The following is a 21,541-nucleotide window of genomic DNA, read 5'->3' as shown; positions in this document are numbered from 1 at the left end:
TTAAAGGTGCTTTGAGAGAGGCTCTTTACGTGTTTTCAAGCTTGATCGAGTGAGTTAAGCCACGCCGCCGTTGGCGCGCAGGATCTGGCCGTTGACCCAGCCTGCATCCGGACCGGCTAGGAAGGACACGACAGAGGCGATGTCGTCCGGCTGGCCGAGGCGCTGCAGCGGCGGCATTTTGGCGAAAGTCTGGATCTGTTCTTCGGTCTTGCCGTCGAGGAACAGCGAGGTCGCGATCGGGCCCGGCGCTACCGCGTTGACGGTGATGTTGCGGCCGCGCAGTTCCTTCGCGAACACATGCGTGAAGGCTTCGACCGCGGCCTTGGTGCCGTTGTAGATCGCGTAGCCCGGCATGTTCAGCGCCAGTGTCGTGCTCGAGAAGTTGACGATGCGTCCGCCGTTGTTCATCCGTGCGGCCGCTTCGCGCAGTGTGTTGAAGGTGCCGCGCACGTTGATGTCGAAGGTCTGGTCGTACAGCGCGTCGCTGGTGTCGGCGAGCGGCAACGTCTTCAGCACGCCGGCGTTGTTGACCAGCACGTCCACTTTGCCGAGTTGCTGTTCGGTGGTTTCGAACATGCGGCGCACGTCGTCGGCGTTCGACACGTCAGCCTTCACTGCGATAGCCTTGGTGCCCGCCGCCGTGAGTTCCGCGACCAGAGCATCGGCCTCCGTCGAGCTCGACGCGTAGTTGACGGCAACCGCAAAGCCGTCCTTGGCGAGACGTTGCGCAACCGCTGCGCCGATGCCACGGGATGCGCCGGTAACGATGGCGACTTGAGCGTTTTTGATCGTGTTCATGATTCGTTTCCTTCTGTGTGGTGAGTTGGTGAAACGAATCATGGTCGATTTCGTCGTTGAGATAATCGGGTTAGACTTGCCATAATAATTCCATTTACTTCAACAATTGACCGACCGGCGGCCGGATCGCCGTCCCGGCACAAAGGCATCAACCATGGATCGTTTCGAGGAAATGCGGGTGTTCATCCGGATCGCCGAGCGGCAAAGCTTCACGCGCGCGTCGGACGACCTGCAGATTCCGCGCGCCACCGTCACCAACCTGATGAAGCGCATGGAGCAGCGGCTCGGCGCGCGGCTTCTCGAGCGCACCACGCGCTCGGTACGCCTCACGCACGACGGCGAGGCGTATTACCGCCGCTGCGTGCGGTTGATCGCCGATATGGAGGAGGCGGAGGGTTCGTTTTCCAATCTCGCGCCGAAGGGCCTGTTGCGTGTGAATTTGCAGGGCACCCTGGCCAGGCACTTTGTCGTGCCGGCGCTGCCGGCATTTCTCGCGCGGTTTCCGGACATCGAACTGACGATCGGCGAGGACGACCGGCTGGTCGATCTGGTGCGGGAGGGGATCGATTGCGTGTTGCGGGCGGGCAATCTGCAGGATTCGTCGATGGTGGGGCGGCGCGTGGCGCAACTGCCGCAAGTGACGGTGGCGAGTCCGGCTTATCTGGAGGCGTACGGCGAGCCGGCCGATCCGTCGGCTTTGTCTACGCATCGGGCGGTGAATTACCTGTCCAGCGCGACGGGCAAGCCGGTGCCGCTCGAATTCAGAATCGACGGCCGCGATACGGCCACGTACCTGCCGTCGACGGTATCGGTGACGGGTGCCGATCTCTACACAGGCTCGGCGGTGGCCGGGCTCGGCATCGTGCAGGTGCCGCAATACCGTGTGGCGAGTGAGCTGGCGTCGGGTCGGCTGAAGATCATTCTCGCGGACTTCCCGCCGCCGCCGATGCCGGTTTCGGTGCTGTATCCGCAGAATCGCCAGTTGTCATCACGGGTGCGGGTGTTTGCGCAATGGCTGCGGGATATTTTCGAAGTGGCGGGCGCGCAGACTGGTTCACGATGAGCGTGTGCGTCCGGCGCAGGCGGTTCGTGCTTTTGCGTAAGCCGCCCTGCGTATCGTGGGATCATACGGGCTGTGCTGGGCGATATTGCTTTTTGCACGGTACGGAATAACAGGAGCAGGACGATGATCGATGGACTGGTGGGCGGGCGCTTATACGGCGAGGCGCAGATCCGCACGGGGCAGAATGGTAAGCGCTTTGTGACCTGCAAGGTCCGGGCGACCACCAATGATGGCGATACGATTTTCGTCAACGTGATTGCGTTTGATGATGAGGTGCAGACTGCGTTGCTTGCGCTGGGTGATGCGGATAGTGTTGCGCTGAGTGGGGCTTTGACGCCTAAGGTTTGGACTGACAAGAATGGGTTGATTAAGCCTGCTGTGGATATGGTTGCGCATAAGGTGCTTGTGGGGTATTTGCGGGAAGGGTAATGGTTGGTTTTTGCCTTTTGCGGCGGCATTTGGCCGTGTTCTGCGGGCTTTGGCCTTTCCTTGATTTGTTAGTGGTCTATTAGCGTTCCCCCTGTGCGGGGGGGCACCTACTTTTCTTTGCCGCCGCAAAGAAAAGTAGGCAAAAGAAAGCGGCTAGAAGCCCCTGCTAAGCGGGTCTCGCAGCCCACACAGGGTAGTGGTGCATCTGGAATCTGTGTTCGTGCCGCTGCATAGGTCAGTGACAAGGGCGTCATACTTCCGGCGGCGCTGCGCGCTCCGAAGAGTACTTCTAAAAAACCACCCGCTACGTTTCGAGGCTCACGCCTCGCCAACGGGTCGTGGCTCGTCATTGCACAACCATTACCGCCCCGATTCCGATTGGAACGACAACGGCAGCGGCATCCTCCGATGTGAACGTGACCGCGACCGCGACCGCGACTGGGACTGGGACTGGGACTGGGACTGGGAGCGGGCATGATTCAGTACACCGACATATCATTTTAAGCGGGGGTTCCCAGGAGAATGCAGAAGCGCATCGCCGAGGCGAAGCCGACGGCCCCCGCTGCGCAAAAACGAAGCCCCTGGTTTCCCATACAGACCCGTCCGCGACGCACGCAGTGCGGAGTGGGAGCTGATGACACCTTTGTCACTAACGCTGAACGCGCGCGAGCACGGATTCCAGATGCACCACTACCCGTAGCAGACCACGGTGCACACTTAGCATTAGCGGTTTTAGCCGCTTTCTTTGCTTATCTTTCTTTGCGGCGGCAAAGAAAGTAAGTGCCGCCCCGCACAGGGGCAACGCTAATAGACCACTAACAATGCAAGGAAAGGCACCAAAGCCAGAACAAGGAAAGGCACCAAAGCCAGAACAAGGAAAGGCCAACGCCCCAAGAACACGGCCAATAAGCGCCGCGAAGGCAACAAAAAAACCTCACTTCCCAACTTTAAGATACTCAACAAACCGCTCCGCGACAGGCTCCGAATCGCCCCCCCTCCGCAAAAGCAAAACCTGCGACAGCAGCGTCTCCCCCTGCAAGGGCAAAAAGCAAACCCTCGGATCCTGCACCTGCCGCAAGGTAAAAGGCACCAACGCCACCCCCATCCCAAACCCGACCATCGTCACAACGGTCTGCCACAACCGCGCCTCGTGGCGAATCAACGGACTAAACCCAGCCCCCACGCACTGCGCAATAATCAGATCGTGATAATGCGGCGACACCGTGCGCGGAAACAGAATAAACGGCTCCTGCGCCAACGCCCGCAGATCGACCTTGCGCTTTCGCGCCAGCGGATGATCAATCGGTAAGCAACACAAAAACGGCTCCGAAAAAATCGGCGTCGAAACCACATCCGACGGAAAATTCCCCCAGTGCGCGCAGCCCATGTCGATCTGCATCCGCTGGATCGCATGCACCTGTTCGCTGGTGTTCATCTCCTTCAGCACGATTTCGACGCCCGGATAGTCAGCCTCGAAGCGGCTCACCGCCTGCGGCATCCCGCGATACAACATCGAGTTCACAAAGCCGATCCGCAAGCGGCCAGCTAACCCGTGCGCAGATCGGACCGTGATGCGTTCGGCTTCGCCCGCCTGCAGCAGCAAGCGGCGCGCCTCGCCAAGCAACACCTGCCCCGCGTTCGTCAGCGCGACCGTCTTGTTGGTGCGCGCGAGCAGTTGCACGCCCAACTGGTCCTCGAACTTGCGGATGTCGAAACTGAGCGCCGGCTGCGAAATGAACAGCCGCTTCGCCGCGCGGCCGAAATGCAATTCCTCGGCGACCGCCACGAAATAGCGCAATTGCTTCAGGTCCACGGCAGTCTCCGGTTCTGTGATCGATAAGCTGCATCTATCGTACCGGATATAAGTTGTATTAGACGATTATCGAAGCCGCTTCTATGCTCCTTCCACAAAGGAGACAAGCATGAGCGAAATTACCGCGCAGCCGGCACACGGCTCGTCCAATATTCCCGACAGCCGGGGCATCAACCTCTTCAGCAGCGACCCCGACTTCGCCCGTCTGCTCAAACTGCATCTCGGCGACGCGCTATATCAGGAACTCGAAAGCCAACTCGTTTCGCTAGGCCGGCGGGCATCCGACGAACTCGACGTGTGGGCGTTGTCCGCCGACAAGAACCCGCCGCAATTGCGGCATCGCACGCGGCGCGGCGAAGCGCTGCAAAGCATCGACAAGCATCCCGATTACGTCGCGCTCGAACGCGTGGCCTACGCGGAGTTGGGGCTCGCGTCGATGAGCCATGACACCCGCGATGGCAAAAAGGCAGCGCCGCCGCTGGTCAAATACGCACTGACATACCTGTTCGTGCAGGCGGAATTCGGGCTGTGCTGTCCCGTCAGCATGACCGATTCGCTCACGCGTACGCTGCGCAAATTCGGCGCGCCCGAACTGGTCGCGCGGTTTCTGCCGATGCTGGCTTCACGTGATTTCGACACGTTGTTTCAGGGCGCGATGTTCATGACCGAACAGGCGGCGGGCTCGGACGTTGCCCGTATCGCGACGCGTGCCGCGCTCGAAACCGGCGCGAACGGTGAAGAAGCCTGGCGCCTCTACGGCGACAAATGGTTCTGCTCGAACGCCGACGCCGATCTCGCGATGGTGCTCGCGCACGTGGACAACGCACCTGCCGGTATCAACGGCCTTGGGCTGTTCCTGTTGCCGAAGACTTTGCCGGACGGCTCGCGCAACAGCTATCGGATCGTGCGCCTGAAGGACAAGCTCGGCAGCCGCTCGATGGCGAGCGGCGAGATCGTGCTGGAAGGCGCCGTGGCGTATTTGATCGGCGAAGTGGGGCGCGGCTTCCACCAGATGGCCGACATGATCAACATGTCGCGTCTGTCGAACGGCGTGCGTGCGGCGGGCTTGATGCGCCGCGCGTTGACCGAGGCGCTGCACATCGCACGCAATCGCGAAGCGTTCGGCCGCAAGCTGATCGATATGCCGCTAATGCAGCGGCAGTTGCTCAAGATGATGCTGCCCGCGGAACAGGCTCGTTCGATGTTCATGCAAATCGCCTTGTTGCTGGAAAAGGCCGACGCAGGCGATCGGCAGGCGGCGAAATGCGTGCGCATTCTTACGCCGTTGATCAAATTCCGCGCGTGCCGCGATGCTCGCCGTGTGACCGGCGACGCGATGGAAGTGCGCGGTGGCACCGGCTATATCGAAGAGTGGAGCGACGCGCGTCTCGTGCGCGACGCGCATCTAGGTTCGATCTGGGAAGGCACCAGCAACATCGTCGCGCTCGATGTCGCGCGTGCAGCGAAACGGGATGGTGCGCTCGAACCGCTGCGCACATATCTACAGGATATGCTCGGTGCCGCAGGACTGCCCGCTGCGAGTCTCAAGGTGCTGCGTTCTACTTTGACGCGCGCTTGCGATGCCCTTGCGAGCGTCGCCGAGTGCGGACACGATGAATCGGTCCGGCAGGCGGGCACGGCCCTGTATCACGCGAGTACGGCTGTGCTCATGGCCTGCGAAGGTGTGCGTCTCGCCCCGGATTTCAGGCGTCTCGCGCTGAGTCATCTGGTGTTGCGGCACAAGCTGTTGCCGTTCGATCCGCTCGACGTGCAGACGTCTTCGGATGAAAACGACGTTATTGACGCACTGGTCAATGCCCGCAGCGTGACGCTCGACCAGGCATTGCAACTGCTGCCGGCAGGGAGCGAGCAATGACCGAACATGTGAACAACGGTACGCAAGCAACGCCGGGCGCATTGCAAGGCATAAAAGTCATCGACCTCAGCCGCGTGCTCGGTGGTCCGTACTGCACACAAGCGCTGGCCGATCACGGTGCTCAGGTCATCAAACTGGAGCCTCCTGGCGGAGATGAAACGCGTGGCTGGGGGCCACCGTTTTACGGCGACACCGCGTGGTACTTCGCCGGCGTGAACCGTAACAAGCAGGGCATCGCGGTCGATCTGTCGTGCGACGAGGGCCGTGACATTCTGTGGAAGCTCCTCGAAGACGCCGACGTGCTGGTCGAAAACTTCAAGCCCGGCACGCTCGCGCGCTGGGGCATGGATTACGAGCGCGATTTGCGCGAGCGTTTCCCGAAGCTGATTCATTGTGCGGTATCGGGCTTCGGTCCCGACGGCCCGCTAGGCGGCTTGCCCGGCTACGACGCCGCGATTCAGGCGATGACCGGCCTGATGAGTGTGAACGGCGAGCGCGACGGACCAGCGACGCGCGTCGGCTTGCCGGTCGTGGATATGGTGACGGGTTTGAACGCGCTGGCCGGCATTCTGCTGGCGCTCGCCGAGCGCACGAAAAGCGGGCATGGCCAATCGATCGATATCGCGCTGTACGACTGCGGCGTGTCGCTCCTGCATCCGCATCTGCCGAATTATTTCGGCTCGGGCCGCACGCCCGAGCGCAGCGGCAATGCCCATCCGAACATCACGCCGTACGACAGCTATCGGACCGCGACCGCGCCAATCTTTCTCGCCGTCGGGAATGACCGGCAGTTCGCGCGGCTGTGCGCGCATCTTGGCGCGCCGGAACTTGCGGACGATCCCCGCTACGTGGATAACCGCAACCGCTGCGCGCATCGCGAGCCGCTAAAGGCCGCGCTCGAAGATTTGCTCGCATCGCACGACTGCGAGCCGCTCGCTCAGACATTGATCAATGCAGGCGTGCCGTGCGGGCCGGTGCAAACCGTCGACGTCGTCGCGCGCCATCCGCACACACTGCATCGCGGCATGGTGATCGAGATGGGCGAGTATCGCGGCACGGCGTCGCCGATCAAATTGTCGCGCACGCCGGCCACCTATCGCAGTGCGCCGCCGACCCTCGGCGGCGACACACGCGATGTACTCGACGCACTCGGCATCGATACTGCAACCCAGCAGCGTTTGCTCGAAGCGGGAGTACTCAAAGCCTGACCGCAAGCAAGCAGTTTTCCGGCGACGGCACGCAGAAGCCGCGCTATCCAGAAGAACGACCTTGGAGACGAAACACATGAACCGCGAACCAGACGACCTCGCCGCAGGCCGGCAACCCACCCGTGCCGCAGCAGCGGCATTTGTAGGTACCACAATCGAGTGGTACGACTTTTATATCTACGCCACCGCATCCGCGCTGATTTTCGGCAAGCTGTTCTTTCCCGGCAGCGACCCGTTCTTCGCTACGCTGGCTTCGTTCGGCACCTTCGCGGTGGGCTTTTTCGCGCGACCGTTCGGTGGCCTCGTGTTCGGCCACCTGGGCGATCGCATCGGCCGCAAGAAGGCGCTCGTGGCGACGCTGGCGATCATGGGTGTAGGCACAGTCGGCATCGGTTTCCTGCCGACGTATGCGAGCGCCGGCGTTTGGGCGCCTGTGTTGCTGGTGCTGCTGCGCGTCGCGCAGGGCATCGCGATCGGTGGCGAGTGGGGCGGCGCGGTACTGATGGCAAGCGAACACGCGCCACAGGGACGTCGCACTTTCTTCGCCTCGTTTGCGCAGCTCGGCAGTCCGGCAGGGCTGATCCTGTCGCTGCTTGCGTTTCGCGGGGTGGCATCGATGGATAAGGAAGCGTTTCTCAGTTGGGGCTGGCGTCTGCCGTTTCTCGCCAGCGCGGTGTTGCTGGTGGTGGGTTTGCTGATCCGCGCGGGAGTCGATGAATCGCCCGAATTCAAGGCGTTGAAAGCGCAACGGCGCGTGGCGACGTTGCCGGTCGCCGAGGTTGTGCGCGACGCATGGCGCACGGTGTTGTTGTGTCTCGGTGCGAATGTGATCGGCGTGGCCGGTGCCTGGTTCGTCAATACGTTCATGTTGAATTACACGACGCAGACGCTTGGACTCGATCGTTCGCTGATTCTCGATTGCCTGTTCGTGGTGGCGTTCATTCAGTTGTTCACGCAACTGGGTTCCGGATGGTTCGCGCAACGGATCGGCACCGGCAGGTTTTTAAAGGGCGCAGCGGCGTTGGCGATGCTTTCGCCTTATCCGATGTTCGCGCTGGTGTCGACCGGGCAGCCGGTGGCGATTGTGTTCGGCATCGCGCTTGCAGTGATGTGCATGTCGAGTTCTTATGCGGTGATGGCCGGTTTTATGTCGACTGCATTCCCGGTGAGAGTCCGGTATTCGGCTATCTCTTTGTCCTATCAGGTGTGCGCCGCATTGGCCGGCGGCTTGACGCCGTTGATCGGGACGTTGCTCGCGCATCGATATCCGGGCGCATGGTGGCCGTTGGCCGTGTTTTATAGCTGCCTTGCCGGGGTTTCGCTGATTTGCATCGGCACCTTGGAGCGCCGTAAGCGCGGCGCGGCGCGAGGTGTTGTCGAAGTCGCCTAGGTTAAGGTGCGTCGCCGTGTGACGCCTGTTTGTCTGTATGCCCCCGAATTAGGGCAACGCCAATCAATCCATTACAAAACGCGGACAGGCGTCACCGCAGGAAAACCTTCAGTAAGGACTCAGCCAGGCATAAACCCGCTATTTCGTGATTAACAACATCCTGAATCCCCGAAAGCATCCTAATATCAAGGCGAACTGAAAAAACGACAGGGGAAAGCCATCATGTATCGTCATCGTTCGCTGGGTGTGGTGACGGGCGCGTCGCCGCTCGCAAGCGTCGACGTATTGAGCAGGATGACCGCGGCCTGGCGCCGGCCCGGCGCGGCCAAGCCGTTCGACTTCGTCCTCGAGCAGCACTCGTGGCAAGGACCGGCAACGCCAGGCGCCGCGAGCGCGCCATTCAAGATCCACGTGTTCGACACGATTCGAGCCTTCGAGAAGCGCGGTGTCGACGCGATCGTCTTGCCGTGCTTCCTCAGTCACACCTTCATCGACGAACTCTCGGCGAACGTGGCGCCGCCGATCGCCAACATCATGGCGGCGCTCTTGGCGCACGTACGGCAAGCTTTTCCGTCGGTTCGCCGCGTCGGCGTGCTGACTTCCGGCACGATCCGCCGCCACGGCCTTTTCGAACGCTATTTCGACAGTGCGCGATTCGACGTGCTGCATCCGCGTGACGAAGCGGGCTTCGATTGCGTAACGAGCGCCGTGTATGGCGACGAGGGCATCAAATGCGGGCATCTGTACGGCCGGCCAGTCGAGTTGTTGCGCGCCGCCTGCGCTGACCTCATTGCGCAAGGTGCGGAGATCATCGTTCCCGGGCACGCCGAAATTCCGTTGGTGGCGCGCGCACTCGGCACGCTGGAAGTGCCGTTTATCGATACCAATCTCGTCTACGCACGCTACGTTGCAGCGGCGCAGTATGCGCAGCCGGAGCGGCGTTTCAAGGTGGGCGTGCTGGGCGGTGTCGGCCCGGCGGCGACTGTCGATTTCATGGCGAAACTGGTGCGCAACACGCCGGCCGCCTGCGATCAGGACCACATCAAGGTGATGGTCGAGCAGAATCCGCAGATTCCGGATCGCACTGAAGCGCTGCTCGGTAACGGCGACGATCCGACGCTCGCGCTCTACGCTGCCTGCAAGACGCTCGAAGAGGGCGGCGCCGATCTCATCGCAATTCCGTGCAATACGGCGCATGCGTTCGTTGAGCGGATTCAGCCTTCGTTGACCATTCCGATCATCAATATGCTGACCTGTACCGCCGATTATCTGCGTGAGGCTTTCCCTAGCCTGCGCGAAGTAGGCGTGCTGGCTACGTCGGGCACGCTGGCGAGTCGCGTGTACGAGACGGCGCTCGAAGCATGCGGCTTCGTGCAGATCGCGCCGGCCGCGGCCGCCCAGGCGCGGCTCATGAACGCGGTTTATGGGCCGAGTGGCGCCAAGGCGGGCTACACGTCGGGTGAGTGCTGTGACGACCTCGCCGCTGCGGTGGATGATCTGGTCGCGCAAGGCGTGCAGGTCATCGTGCTGGGCTGCACCGAGTTGCCGCTGCTGCTGCGCGGTTCGACGCTGACGCGGCCGGACGGGTTGGTGGTCCGGCTTGTCGATCCGACCGAGGTGCTGGCAAAACGCTGCGTGGCTTACGCGCTGGACGGAAGCGGAGTGGCGCAGGCGGCTTCGGAACCGACGGCGCCGGTGATGGGTCGGTTTAACGTGGAAAGCGTCTTCGGCTAGGGGGGCCGATCCGGCTGGTTTCGGCTGGTTCCGGCTGGCGCGCGCGCCGCGCCGCGCTGCGCCGGAAAACCTTGTATTTCCCTCCCTTCGCCGCCATTTCCTAACGGCTGCATCGTTCCCTCTGAAACGGCACATGGCTTGCTAACCGGCTGGTCGGGGCGCCCTCGGCGCCGCGATTTCCGGCCCGAGGCGCTGTGAGCGCGCAACCGTGCCGTGTCATGGAAAACTGTATAAATATACAGTATAGTATCCCCCTACAACCCGGCCTTTGGCGTGTCGTTCCGCCAGCCGGGTATCCCGAACTTGCGCGGTCGCGAGGCGTCCGTAAGAGGTGGTCCACTCATTCAGACGGTCGGAAAAATTGGCATCTAACGGAATCATCCGCATTCGCGGCGCGCGCCAGCACAACCTGAAAAACGTCGATCTCGATGTACGAACCGGCGAAATGACGGTCGTTACCGGGCCGTCCGGCTCCGGCAAATCCAGCCTCGTGTTCGACACGTTGTACGCGGAAGGGCAGCGGCGCTACGTCGAAACCTTCAGCGCCTACGCCCGGCAGTTTCTCGACCGCATGGACCGGCCTCAAGTCGACCGGGTCGACGGCGTACCGCCCGCCATCGCGATCGACCAGACCAACCCGGTGCGCAGTTCGCGCTCCACCGTCGGCACCATGACGGAGCTCAACGATCACCTGAAACTGCTCTACGCGCGCGCGGCCGAATTGTTCGATCGCGAGACGGCGCAGCAGGTGCGCCACGACACGCCCGAAACGATCTACGCCGAGCTACTCGAGCGCACCGCGGCGAACGATTCGCGGCTGGTCGTCACGTTTCCGGTCGAGTTGCCGGAAACGGCGTCCGAGCAGGAAGTGGAGCAATGGCTTTCCGCAAGCGGCTACACGCGTGTGCAGGCGCAGCGCGAAGTCGACTCGCCCACCGGCAAGCGCAAGCTGCTCGACGTGGTGGCTGACCGCTTCCGTTTGAGCTCGGTCGACAAGCAGCGGGTGGTCGAAGCGATCGAGGCATCGCTCAAGCGCGGTGGCGGCCGCGTCAATATTTACGTGCTGCCTGCAGCGCCAGAGGCGCCGGAAGCCAAAGAAGCCGAACCGCAAATCTGGCGTTTCTCCACTGGCCTGCATAGCCCGGAGAGCGACCTGCGCTACGCGGATCCGCAGCCGGCGCTGTTCTCGTTCAATTCGGCGTACGGCGCGTGCGAAGTCTGCCGCGGGTTCGGCCGCGTGATCGGCGTCGACCTCGGTCTGGTGATTCCCGACGCGCGCAAGACGCTGCGCGACGGCGCGATCAAGCCCATGCAAACGCCCGCCTGGAAAGAATGCCAGGACGATCTGATGCGCTACGCGGCGAAAGCCGATATCCGCCGCGGCACACCTTGGGGCGAGTTGACGGACGCCGAACGCGACTGGGTCATCAACGGTTCGCCAGACTGGAACGGGAAGTGGCAAAGCCATTGGTACGGCGTCAAACGCTTCTTCGAATATCTCGAATCGAAGGCGTACAAGATGCACATCCGCGTGTTGCTGTCGAAGTACCGCAGCTATACGCCGTGCGGGACCTGTGGCGGCGCGCGTCTGAAAACGGAATCGCTGTTGTGGCGTCTGGGCAGCAAGCAGAACGCGGACGAGGTGCTGGCGCCCGAGAAACGCTTCATGCCGCGTGGGGTCGAGTGGAAGCGTGCGCAACTCGAAGCCTTGCCGGGTCTGACCGTGCACGATCTGATGCTGATGCCGATCGAGCGCATCCGGCGTTTCTTCGACGAGATCAACCTGCCTAGCGCCTTGCTCGACGACGCACTCAAGCTGTTGCTCGCCGAAGTGCGCACGCGCCTCAAATATCTGTGCGACGTCGGCCTCGGCTATCTGACGCTCGACCGGCAAAGCCGCACGTTGTCGGGCGGCGAAGTGCAGCGGATCAACCTGACCACGGCGCTCGGCACGTCGCTGACCAAAACGCTGTTCGTGCTCGACGAGCCGAGCATTGGCCTGCACCCGCGCGATCTGAACCGGATCGTCGAGGCGATGCATCGGCTGCGCGATGCCGGCAACACGCTGGTGGTGGTCGAACACGATCCCTCGGTGATGCTCGCGGCGGATCGTCTGATCGACATGGGTCCGGGGCCAGGCGAACGGGGCGGCTCGATCATTTACGACGGTGCGCCTGAAGCGATTCGCTCGTCCGGCACGCTGACTGGTGAGTACCTGGGTGGTCGCCGCCATGTGGCAGACGCGGCGCACTGGTCACAACGTCCGGTGGATGACAGCACGCCGCGCATCGTGCTAGAAGGCGCAACCGAACACAATTTGCGCGACGTCACGGTCGAGATTCCGCTGCAGCGGCTTGTCTGCGTGACGGGTGTGTCGGGCTCCGGCAAGTCCACCTTGCTGCAGGATGTTTTGTATCCCGCGATGGCACGTCACTTCGGTCTCGCCACCGAGTCGCCGGGCTCATTCAAGAGCCTTAGCGGCGCCGACCAGGTCACCGACGTCGTATTTGTCGACCAGTCGCCGATCGGCAAGACCGCGCGCTCGAATCCGGCCAGCTACGTCGGCGCGTTCGACGAAATCCGCAAGCTCTTCGCCAAAGCGCCGCTCGCGCAGCAACGCGGTTACGGCCCCGGCATGTTCAGCTTTAACTCCGGCGACGGGCGCTGCCCGACCTGCGGCGGCTCGGGTTTTGAGCACATCGAAATGCAATTCCTGAGCGACGTCTACCTGCGCTGCCCGGATTGCGATGGGCGCCGCTATCGCGCGGAGCTGCTTGAAGTCAAAATCGAGCGCGGTGAGCCGGCGCGTGCTTTGAGTATTGCCGACGTGCTGGAGCTGACGGTGAGCGAAGCTACTGCCTACTTCGCCAAGGATGCCGAAGTATTGCGTGTGCTGCAACCAATCGTCGACGTGGGTCTCGAATACGTCAAGCTCGGCCAACCGGTGCCCACGTTATCCGGTGGTGAAGCGCAGCGGCTCAAGCTCGCCGGTTTCCTCGCGGAATCGGCACAGGCGCGCACCGCGCGCAGCGCGAAGCAGCCGGTCGCGAAACGCCTGTTCATGTTCGACGAGCCGACCACCGGCCTGCATTTCGACGACATTGCCAAGCTGATGCAGGCGTTCGGCAAGCTGCTGGCGAGCGGCCATTCGCTGATCGTGATCGAACACAATCTCGACGTGATCCGTGCGGCCGACTGGTTGATCGACCTCGGTCCCGAAGGCGGCGATGGCGGCGGCAGGGTGTTGTGTGCGGGCACGCCGGAAGACGTCAAGCTTTGTCCGGAATCGCATACCGGCGAGGCATTGCTGCAATACGACCGCGCCATGGATGCGGTGGCCGAACCGGAATTGCAGGGTGTGCCGCTGCAAAAAGCGTTGAGCGCAGCGCGTGCGCGGCGGGCGATCGAAGGCGAGGACGTGGTGCGCATCGTCAATGCGCGCGAGCACAATCTGAAATCGCTGGATGTGGATATTCCGCACGGCAAGTTCAACGTGATTACCGGCGTCTCCGGGTCGGGCAAGTCCACGCTGGCCTTCGACATTCTGTTCCACGAAGGGCAGCGCCGTTACCTCGAATCGCTCAACGCGTACGCACGGTCGATCGTGCAGCCGGCTGGTCGGCCTGAAGTCGACGCGGTGTATGGCATTCCGCCCACCGTCGCGATCGAGCAACGTTTGTCGCGCGGCGGCCGAAAGAGTACGGTGGCGACCACGTCCGAAGTGTGGCACTTCCTGCGCCTGCTGTATGTGAAGCTCGGTCTGCAGCATTGCATCCACGACGGCACACCGGTCACGTCGCAAAGCGTCGAATCGATTGCGGCGCAATTGCTGCGCGATCACAAAGGGCAGCACGTCGGTTTCCTCGCGCCGCTGGTCGTGAACCGCAAGGGCGTCTATACCGATCTCGCGAAGTGGGCGAAAGCGCGCGGCAATACGCATCTGCGTGTGGACGGCGAGTTCGTGCCGGTGGATCCGTGGCCGAAGCTCGATCGTTTCCGCGAGCACACCATCGAATTGCCGGTGACCGACCTCGTCGTGTCGCCAGATAAGGAAGTAGAACTTCGCCAGGCGCTCGATCAGACGTTGGAAATCGGCAAGGGCGTCATGCATCTGCTGGCGCCGCTCGACGGTTTGCATGACGCGATTAGCGGCGGCCGTGCCACGGCGAAACTCGGCACAGTGAAGGTACTGTCCACCAAACGCGCCTGTCCCGTATGCGGTACGAGCTATCCCGAACTCGATCCGCGTATGTTCTCGTACAACAGCAAGCATGGCTGGTGTACCACGTGCGTCGGCACGGGCCTCGCACTGACGCGCGAACAACGCGCGGCGTACGACGACACCGTGATCGTCGACGACAATCGCGGCCGCGAACAGAGCTTGCCTTCCGAGGAGCAGGAACCGGAAGGTCTCGTCGACGAGCCGTGTGCGGATTGCGCCGGCACGCGTCTGAACCCAACTGCACGCGCAGTCACGTTCGGCGACCAGGTCATCGTCGACGTCGCGCAATGGACGGTGTCCGATACGCGCGCGTGGATCGACACGCTGGAGATGAGCGGTCGGGACGCGGAAATCGCGCGCGACGTGGTCAGCGAAATCGGCAGCCGCCTGCAGTTTCTGGAAGAAGTCGGGCTCGGTTATCTGAGTCTCGATCGCGCGGCACCGAGCCTGTCGGGCGGCGAAGCGCAGCGCATCCGGCTCGCCGCACAACTGGGCAGCAACCTGCAAGGCGTGTGCTACGTGCTCGACGAACCGACCATCGGCCTGCATCCGCGCGACAACCAGATTCTGCTCAACGCCTTGCGCAAGCTGGGCGAAAAGGGCAATACGCTGGTGGTGGTTGAGCATGACGAGGACACAATTCGGCGTGCCGATCACATCATCGATATCGGGCCGGGCGCGGGCAAACGCGGCGGCACGCTGGTCGCGCAAGGCAGCGTGGCCGATCTGTCGGCGCAGCCCGATTCTCTGACGGGACAGTTCCTCGCCAATCCGATTGTGCATCCGCTGCAGCCGCGCCGCGAGGTGGTCGCGCCTACAAAGCGCGCGGCCGCGGTGCCGGACAACTGGCTGACCGTGCACGGCGGCAAGCTGCACAACCTGCAGAACGTCACCGTCGGCATTCCGCTTTCACGGTTGGTAGCGGTGACGGGCGTGAGCGGTTCGGGCAAATCGACGCTCGCGCGCGACGTGCTGATGGCCAATCTGCTGGATGCGGTGGGGCGCTCGGTGCTGTCGTCGCCGGCCACGCGGCGTGCGCGTGCGGCGGCTGAGACCCAGCCGGCGGCGAACCGGCGCTCGAGCGTGTTGGCGCGCACGGCGCCGCGTGCGCCGCTGAACGTCACGCATGCCTGGCAAGGATGCGATGCAATCACCGGCTGGGAAACCATCGACCGTGTGCTCGAAGTCGATCAGACGCCGATCGGCAAAACACCGCGCTCGTGTCCGGCGACCTACATCGGCGTGTGGGATGCGATCCGCAAGCTGTTCGCCGGCACGCTCGAAGCGCGTGCGCGTGGCTATACGGCATCGCGTTTCTCGTTCAACACCGGCGAAGGACGTTGCCCCGCTTGCGAAGGGCAGGGCGTGCGTACCATCGGCATGAGTTTTCTGCCCGACGTGAAGGTTCCGTGCGACGTCTGCCACGGGCAGCGCTTCAACCCCGAGACGCTGGCCGTTACGTGGCGCGGCAAGAATATCGGTGACGTGCTGACCATGGAAATCGACGAAGCCGTCGAGTTCTTCGCGCCGATTTCGAACATCGCGCATCCATTGCAATTGATGAAAGATGTCGGGCTCGGTTATCTGACGCTCGGCCAACCGTCGCCTACCTTGTCGGGCGGCGAAGCTCAGCGTATCAAGCTCGTCACCGAGCTAAGCAAGGTGCGTGACGACATCACGCGTCGTGGTCAGAAGCCGCCGCACACGCTGTATGTGCTGGACGAACCGACTGTCGGCTTGCATATGGCCGACGTCGCAAAGCTGATTCGCGTGCTGCATCGTCTCGCGGACGGCGGTCATAGCGTCGTCGTCATCGAGCATGATCTCGACGTGATTGCCGAGGCGGACTGGATCATTGACCTCGGTCCGGAGGGTGGTGTGGGTGGCGGCACGATTGTCGCTGCTACGGATCCCGAAGGATTGTCCCGTGTTGCGGCGAGTCACACCGGCGCGGCCTTGCGTCCCGTGCTTGCGCGGACGCGGAACGACACCGCAGCCGTCGCGAGCGAAGGAACCAACGGTTGAGGCAGCGGAGCGGCGCAAATGGTTTTGCGCCGCTCCGGTTTGCTTGTCAGGTCTGGAGAGCCGCACATACATGGCAGCTCACGCGTAAACCAACTGGCCACTGGCGGCCCATGAACGCGTATTGTCGAGACGCCCGGCATGCCCAAGTCGGGCATTATCGTTGTCGTCGGCAATATGTAATTATTTGGAATGTTTTTGTAATTATATAAATGGCGTAATTGAAATCTATATTTAGAGTGTCGTAAATACCGCTAAAAAAATTTGGAAATGGTGTTTTTCTTCTGCTATCTTCCCGCCCTTGACGCAGGCCTCTGGTCCGCGCTTGAAACGTACGTTGGATGACGTGTTCGGGAGCCGTCGAGGTTGCCGCGCAACCCACGCGCAACGCCCACTCAGCAGGCTTTTGCGCCACGTTTCGCCAGTGGCCCGTCAGCAGTTCATAGTGTGCCACGGAAGCCCGCAATAGCGGCTTCATCCCAATTAGCGAGCCGCGCATGACTCGCTTGCATCTGTTCGACGCGCGCTTATTCTTTTAAAGCGACGCGAATACGGCATTAGTTAGAGTGTTCTCTCTAAACTTAGTATGCTCCCATCAAAAAAAGTTTGACCCCGCATTTTTTGTCCTGCTATTGTTGCCTCCCATGAAATGCAGGTGACAAACGCGCAAAAAGTTCAGGAGCTGCAGCGCGCTTCGTTCAAATTGTCTTCAGCATGTTCATGTCAGACGGAAATGAGCGAGTCGAAATTAATCTATTAGTAGTTCTACTTAGATGATCGTTCGACTGCTCTGAAGTGCCGTCTCGGCGTCTCACGGCCATACCCATGCCATTGCAGCAAGGGGTGGGCCTCACGGCATAAATTGTGGACTACAAATCAAAGACTCGGGCGATGGATGTGATTGCCTGAAGTGAACGTTGTTTGCCGTATGTAAGCGCACTGCAGTTACAGAAATAGACGGTTCACGCCGGAGGAGTAAAGGTGGGTACGAAAGTCGAAGGGCAATTTCCGGCAGCAACGGCCCGTATGGAGCGGCCAGGACGCCCGCGTGAGTTTGGGCGCAAGCAGCAAAACCCAGTACGCCGCTTCGGCGGTATCGCAGTTGTTCTGCTCCTGCACATCGTGCTGATCTATGCGCTCATCAATGGCCTTGCCACCAAGGTCGTGCAGGTCATCCAGCATCCAATCGAAACCAAGATCATCGAGCCGGTGAAGCCGCCTCCGCCGCCGCCGTTGCCTACCGTGCAATTGCCGCCGCCGAAGTTCGCACCGCCGCCGCCGCCGTTCGTGCCGCCGCCTGAAGTGCAGGTGCAAACGCCGCCCCAACCGACCATCACGCACCAGGCCGCACCGGTCGTATCGGCACCCGCCGTCGCGCCCGCACCGCCGGCGCCGCCTGCACCGAGCAAGCCCGTGAGCGCGGAAGTAGGGGTCGTGTGCCCGAACTCGGATCAGGTCCGTTCGTCGATTCGCTACCCGAAGGAAGCGCAGGAGAACAACGTGACGGGTGATGTGTTGATTGAATTTGTAGTCGACCCGCAGGGCCATATTACGAATGAGCGTGTTGCCAAGTCGGCGGACGATTCCTCACTGGATCGCGCAGCCTTCAACGCGGTCAAGCAGTTCACGTGCGTTTCCCAAGGCCAGGCGGTCCGTGTGCAAGTTCCGTTCTCGTTTAACCTGAACTGAAACCCACGGCTGTTCGGTACCGGTAGCGATTTATCAGTCTTGGTTTGGAAGTTGTACTAATGAACTTGGAGCAGGCATGAAGAAGCGTACTCTCGCCGCATTGGCGGCAACCATGTTGTTCGCCGTAACCACGGTGGATACCTTTGTGGCACCGCAAATGGCCCACGCGCAAGCGAGCGACGCGAGCGCGTCGGCTGCCGCCACTGCCACCACTACCGCCGCACCGCAAACGGTCGCCCCGGCCGCAGACGAAGCGACGCCGCCGCCGGCGCCGGCTACGTCGGAAACCGTCAACAACCCTTATGGTCTCGGCGCGCTCTGGAAAAACGGTGACTTCGTTGCACGCTTCGTGCTGATTCTGCTGGTGCTCATGTCAATGGGCAGCTGGTACATCATGATCACCAAGTTCTTCGAGCAGTTCCGTGCGAACCGTCGTGCGAAGAGTGCCGACGAACAGCTGTGGACTGCGCCGTCGCTGGTCGAAGGCACGAAGCTGCTCGACGAAGCGTCGCCGTTCCGCTTCATCGCTGAAACGGCCATCGAGGCAGGCGAGCATCATGACGAAGCACTGCTCGAGGCCGTCGACCGCAACACGTGGATCGATACATCGGTCGAGCGTGCGATCACCAACGTGTCGAACCGTCTGCAAGACGGCCTGGCTTTCCTCGGCACGGTCGGCTCGACGGCACCGTTCGTCGGTCTGTTCGGTACGGTGTGGGGGATTTATCACGCGCTGACGGCAATCGGTATCGCCGGTCAGGCTTCGATCGACAAGGTCGCGGGGCCGGTGGGTGAGGCGCTGATCATGACCGCGATCGGCCTCGCCGTCGCCGTGCCGGCTGTGCTTGGCTACAACTTCCTGGTTCGCCGCAACAAGTCGGTGATGGAGCGGGTTCGTGCGTTCGGCGCGCAACTGCACACCGTCCTGCTCGCCGGCAGCCGGCGCTCGGCACGCGCTTCGGCTCGTGAAGCATCGCTGGTCCAATAAGCGGAGTCTGTCATGGCTATGAGCGTTGGGCAGGATGATAACGACGAGGTCATCTCCAGTATCAACACCACGCCGCTTGTCGATGTGATGCTGGTTCTGCTGATCATCTTTCTGATCACGATTCCGGTGGTGACGCATACGGTGCCGGTGCAACTGCCGAAGGAGACGATCCAGCCGCTGCAGACCACGCCCAAAAGTATCGTCATTGCGGTCAACCACGACGGCGATTTCTTCTGGAACGAGAAGCAGGTGGATGGGCCTACGCTGCTGACACGCCTGAAAACCGTGTCGGTCATGACGCCGCAACCGGAAGTGCACGTTCGTGGCGACCAGAACGCGCGTTATGAATTCATCGGCCGGGTCATTACCGCGTGCGAGCGCGCCGGTATCGCCAAGGTTTCGTTTATTACTGAGCCGCCCGCGCGCGGGGGCTAGCTTTGCATGGGACCAGAGTAAGCGCTAAAGCGCTAACTCTGGTCGACAGGAGGTGATCATGGGAATGAACGTATCTTCGGGCGGTGGCAGCTCCGAACCGGATGTGATGGTCGATATCAACACCACGCCGTTGATCGACGTGATGCTGGTGTTGCTGATCATGCTGATCATCACGATTCCGATTCAGACGCATGCCATCAAGATGAATTTGCCGGTCGGCAATCCGCCTCCGCCGATCACGCAGCCGGAAGTGGTGCAGATCGATATCGACTTCGACGGCACCACGACCTGGAACGGGCAGCCGGTGCCGAACCGCGCGGCGCTCGAGTCCAGGCTTGCACAGGTGGCGGCCGAACCGGTTCAGGCGGAAATTCATCTGCGGCCTAACAAGCTGGTGCCGTACAAGGATGTCGCCGCGGTGATGGCGTCCGCGCAACGACTGGGCGCGACGAAAATCGGCCTGATCGGCAACGAGCAGTACATGCAATAGGGAAGTGGAATGCTAACGATCCATCAACGGTTCAAGCGCGCCGTCATTGCGGCCGCTATCGGAGGGCTGTCGGCGCTCGTCGTGCTGCCGGTCACGTCTCATGCTGCCGACAGTTTGCGGCCGGATGTGGCGAAGCCGCTGAACGCCGCGCAGGATCTGTATCGCGCGCACAAGTACAAAGACGCGTTGACGAAGATCGATCAGGCCGACGCCGTGCCGGGCAAAACGCCCTATGAAAGCTACATGATTCAGGAGATGCGCGGCGCAGCTGCAGCGGCAGCCGGTGAATCCGGTGTGGCCGCGCAGGCCTATGAAACCTTGCTGGGTTCAGGGCGCCTGACCGGTGCTGACGAGCAGCGCACCACCGCAGCGCTCGCAGGCATCTACTTCCAGCAGAAAAACTACGCACAATCTGCGAAGGTCGCGCAACGCTATCTGAAGTCGGGCGGCAGCGATCCCGACATGCGCACGTTGCTTGTTCAGTCTTACTACCTGTCAAACGATTGCGCCAGTGTTGTGAGCCTGCTCAAACCGGGCATCGATGCGCAAGTGCGCGCCGGTCATGCGCCCGACGAGTCGCAACTGCAATTGCTCGGCACCTGCGCGCAACGCGTGAAAGATGATGCGACGTACCGCAGCACGCTCGAAAAGCTGGTTGCCTATCATCCGAAGCAGTCTTACTGGGACGATCTGTTCAACGCGATTCGCAGCAAGCCCGGCTATTCGTCCGCGCTGGACATCGATACCTTCCGTCTGCGCCGCGCGACCGGTTCGCTCAGTACAGCCGACGACTACATGGAAATGACGCAACTCGCGATCGTGGCCGGCACTACGGCCGAAGGCAAGCAGGTTATCGATCAAGGCTTTGCGTCAGGCGTTCTGGGCCACGATGCGCAGGCCGATCGCGAGAAGCGGCTGCAGGCACTCGCCGCGAAGCGCGCGCAAGCGCCGGCCGATCCCGCAAACCCCGTCGCGCCGGTCGACGTCGCCTTCAACGAGGTCTTCGCCGGGCAGGCCAAGCAAGGTCTCACGGCAATGGACGCTGCGATCGCGAAGGGCGGAATCGATCACCCGGATCAGGCGCAACTGCATCTCGGCGAGGCGTACTACATGGCGGGCGACAAAGCGCGTGCAGTGCAAACCTTCCGCGCAGTGAAGGGTACCGATGGTTCAGCCGACCTCGCCCGTTTGTGGGTGCTGGTGGCGTCGAAGTAGCGGCATTCTGGTCCCGAAATGTTTCATCCTGCGACGTGCCTCCGAGGTACCCGTGCATCGAACCGGGGGGCACATTCTCGCCGTATGAGACACAGGCCGTCGCGAATAGAAGTGTGTGGTTGCGTGCGCAACTATCGCCCGGTCCGCGGCAAGTACGAAAGTGTCCCGG

The 21,541-nt window shown here is 61.8% G+C and carries 14 protein-coding genes; 12 read left to right on the top strand and 2 right to left on the bottom strand.

What is annotated here, in order from left to right; genetic code table 11:
* Window positions 1-54: 54 nt before the first annotated feature.
* Window positions 55-798, bottom strand: a complete 744-nt coding sequence (locus KHO33_RS30245) for an SDR family oxidoreductase (protein ID WP_200566529.1) — start codon at window positions 796-798, stop codon at window positions 55-57.
* 154 nt (window positions 799-952) lie between these two features.
* On the opposite strand from KHO33_RS30245, the gene KHO33_RS30240 reads away from it, so the two are divergent.
* Both KHO33_RS30240 and KHO33_RS30235 read left to right on the top strand, forming a co-directional pair.
* On the top strand, window positions 953-1,861 hold the full coding sequence (locus tag KHO33_RS30240) for a LysR family transcriptional regulator (RefSeq protein ID WP_200566528.1): 909 nt from the start codon (window positions 953-955) through the stop codon (window positions 1,859-1,861).
* Window positions 1,862-1,984: 123 nt separating this feature from the next.
* Entirely contained in the window at window positions 1,985-2,290 is a 306-nt protein-coding gene (locus KHO33_RS30235; RefSeq protein ID WP_054043526.1) for a single-stranded DNA-binding protein, read from the top strand.
* Between the two features lie 934 nt (window positions 2,291-3,224).
* Here KHO33_RS30235 and KHO33_RS30230 read toward each other — a convergent pair.
* Window positions 3,225-4,103: a LysR family transcriptional regulator gene (locus tag KHO33_RS30230; protein WP_200566527.1), complete on the bottom strand. Its 879-nt coding sequence runs from the start codon at window positions 4,101-4,103 to the stop codon at window positions 3,225-3,227.
* 109 nt (window positions 4,104-4,212) lie between these two features.
* Between KHO33_RS30230 and KHO33_RS30225 the strand changes: the two genes are divergently transcribed.
* From KHO33_RS30225 to KHO33_RS30180, 10 genes are all read left to right on the top strand, one after another.
* The gene (locus KHO33_RS30225; RefSeq protein ID WP_200566526.1) at window positions 4,213-5,979 is read left to right on the top strand and encodes an acyl-CoA dehydrogenase family protein; all 1,767 of its coding nucleotides are present in this window, start codon (window positions 4,213-4,215) and stop codon (window positions 5,977-5,979) included.
* The gene (locus tag KHO33_RS30220; RefSeq protein ID WP_054043608.1) at window positions 5,976-7,187 is read left to right on the top strand and encodes a CaiB/BaiF CoA transferase family protein; all 1,212 of its coding nucleotides are present in this window, start codon (window positions 5,976-5,978) and stop codon (window positions 7,185-7,187) included. Before KHO33_RS30225 ends, KHO33_RS30220 begins: the two co-directional genes overlap by 4 nt.
* Before the next feature lie 76 nt (window positions 7,188-7,263).
* Window positions 7,264-8,577 carry an MFS transporter gene (locus tag KHO33_RS30215; protein WP_200566525.1) on the top strand — a complete coding sequence of 438 codons (1,314 nt, stop codon included), beginning with the start codon at window positions 7,264-7,266 and terminating at the stop codon, window positions 8,575-8,577.
* A gap of 222 nt (window positions 8,578-8,799) precedes the next feature.
* The gene (gene cuyB, locus KHO33_RS30210; RefSeq protein WP_200566524.1) at window positions 8,800-10,311 is read left to right on the top strand and encodes a cysteate racemase; all 1,512 of its coding nucleotides are present in this window, start codon (window positions 8,800-8,802) and stop codon (window positions 10,309-10,311) included.
* A gap of 361 nt (window positions 10,312-10,672) precedes the next feature.
* Entirely contained in the window at window positions 10,673-16,558 is a 5,886-nt protein-coding gene (gene uvrA, locus KHO33_RS30205) for an excinuclease ABC subunit UvrA (protein WP_200566523.1), read from the top strand.
* Window positions 16,559-17,581: 1,023 nt separating this feature from the next.
* The gene (locus KHO33_RS30200) at window positions 17,582-18,244 is read left to right on the top strand and encodes an energy transducer TonB (RefSeq protein WP_054043139.1); all 663 of its coding nucleotides are present in this window, start codon (window positions 17,582-17,584) and stop codon (window positions 18,242-18,244) included.
* A gap of 76 nt (window positions 18,245-18,320) precedes the next feature.
* Window positions 18,321-19,232, top strand: a complete 912-nt coding sequence (locus KHO33_RS30195; RefSeq protein ID WP_054043141.1) for a MotA/TolQ/ExbB proton channel family protein — start codon at window positions 18,321-18,323, stop codon at window positions 19,230-19,232.
* A 12-nt stretch (window positions 19,233-19,244) separates the two neighbouring features.
* The gene (locus tag KHO33_RS30190) at window positions 19,245-19,667 is read left to right on the top strand and encodes an ExbD/TolR family protein (protein ID WP_054043143.1); all 423 of its coding nucleotides are present in this window, start codon (window positions 19,245-19,247) and stop codon (window positions 19,665-19,667) included.
* A 58-nt stretch (window positions 19,668-19,725) separates the two neighbouring features.
* Entirely contained in the window at window positions 19,726-20,157 is a 432-nt protein-coding gene (locus KHO33_RS30185) for an ExbD/TolR family protein (protein WP_054043145.1), read from the top strand.
* A gap of 9 nt (window positions 20,158-20,166) precedes the next feature.
* Window positions 20,167-21,372: a tetratricopeptide repeat protein gene (locus tag KHO33_RS30180; protein WP_054043147.1), complete on the top strand. Its 1,206-nt coding sequence runs from the start codon at window positions 20,167-20,169 to the stop codon at window positions 21,370-21,372.
* Window positions 21,373-21,541 lie beyond the last annotated feature (169 nt).

Origin of the sequence: Paraburkholderia nemoris (assembly GCF_905221015.1) — a bacterium.
GTDB lineage: Bacteria > Pseudomonadota > Gammaproteobacteria > Burkholderiales > Burkholderiaceae > Paraburkholderia > Paraburkholderia nemoris.
This window is presented reverse-complemented; position numbering and strand designations above follow the sequence as displayed.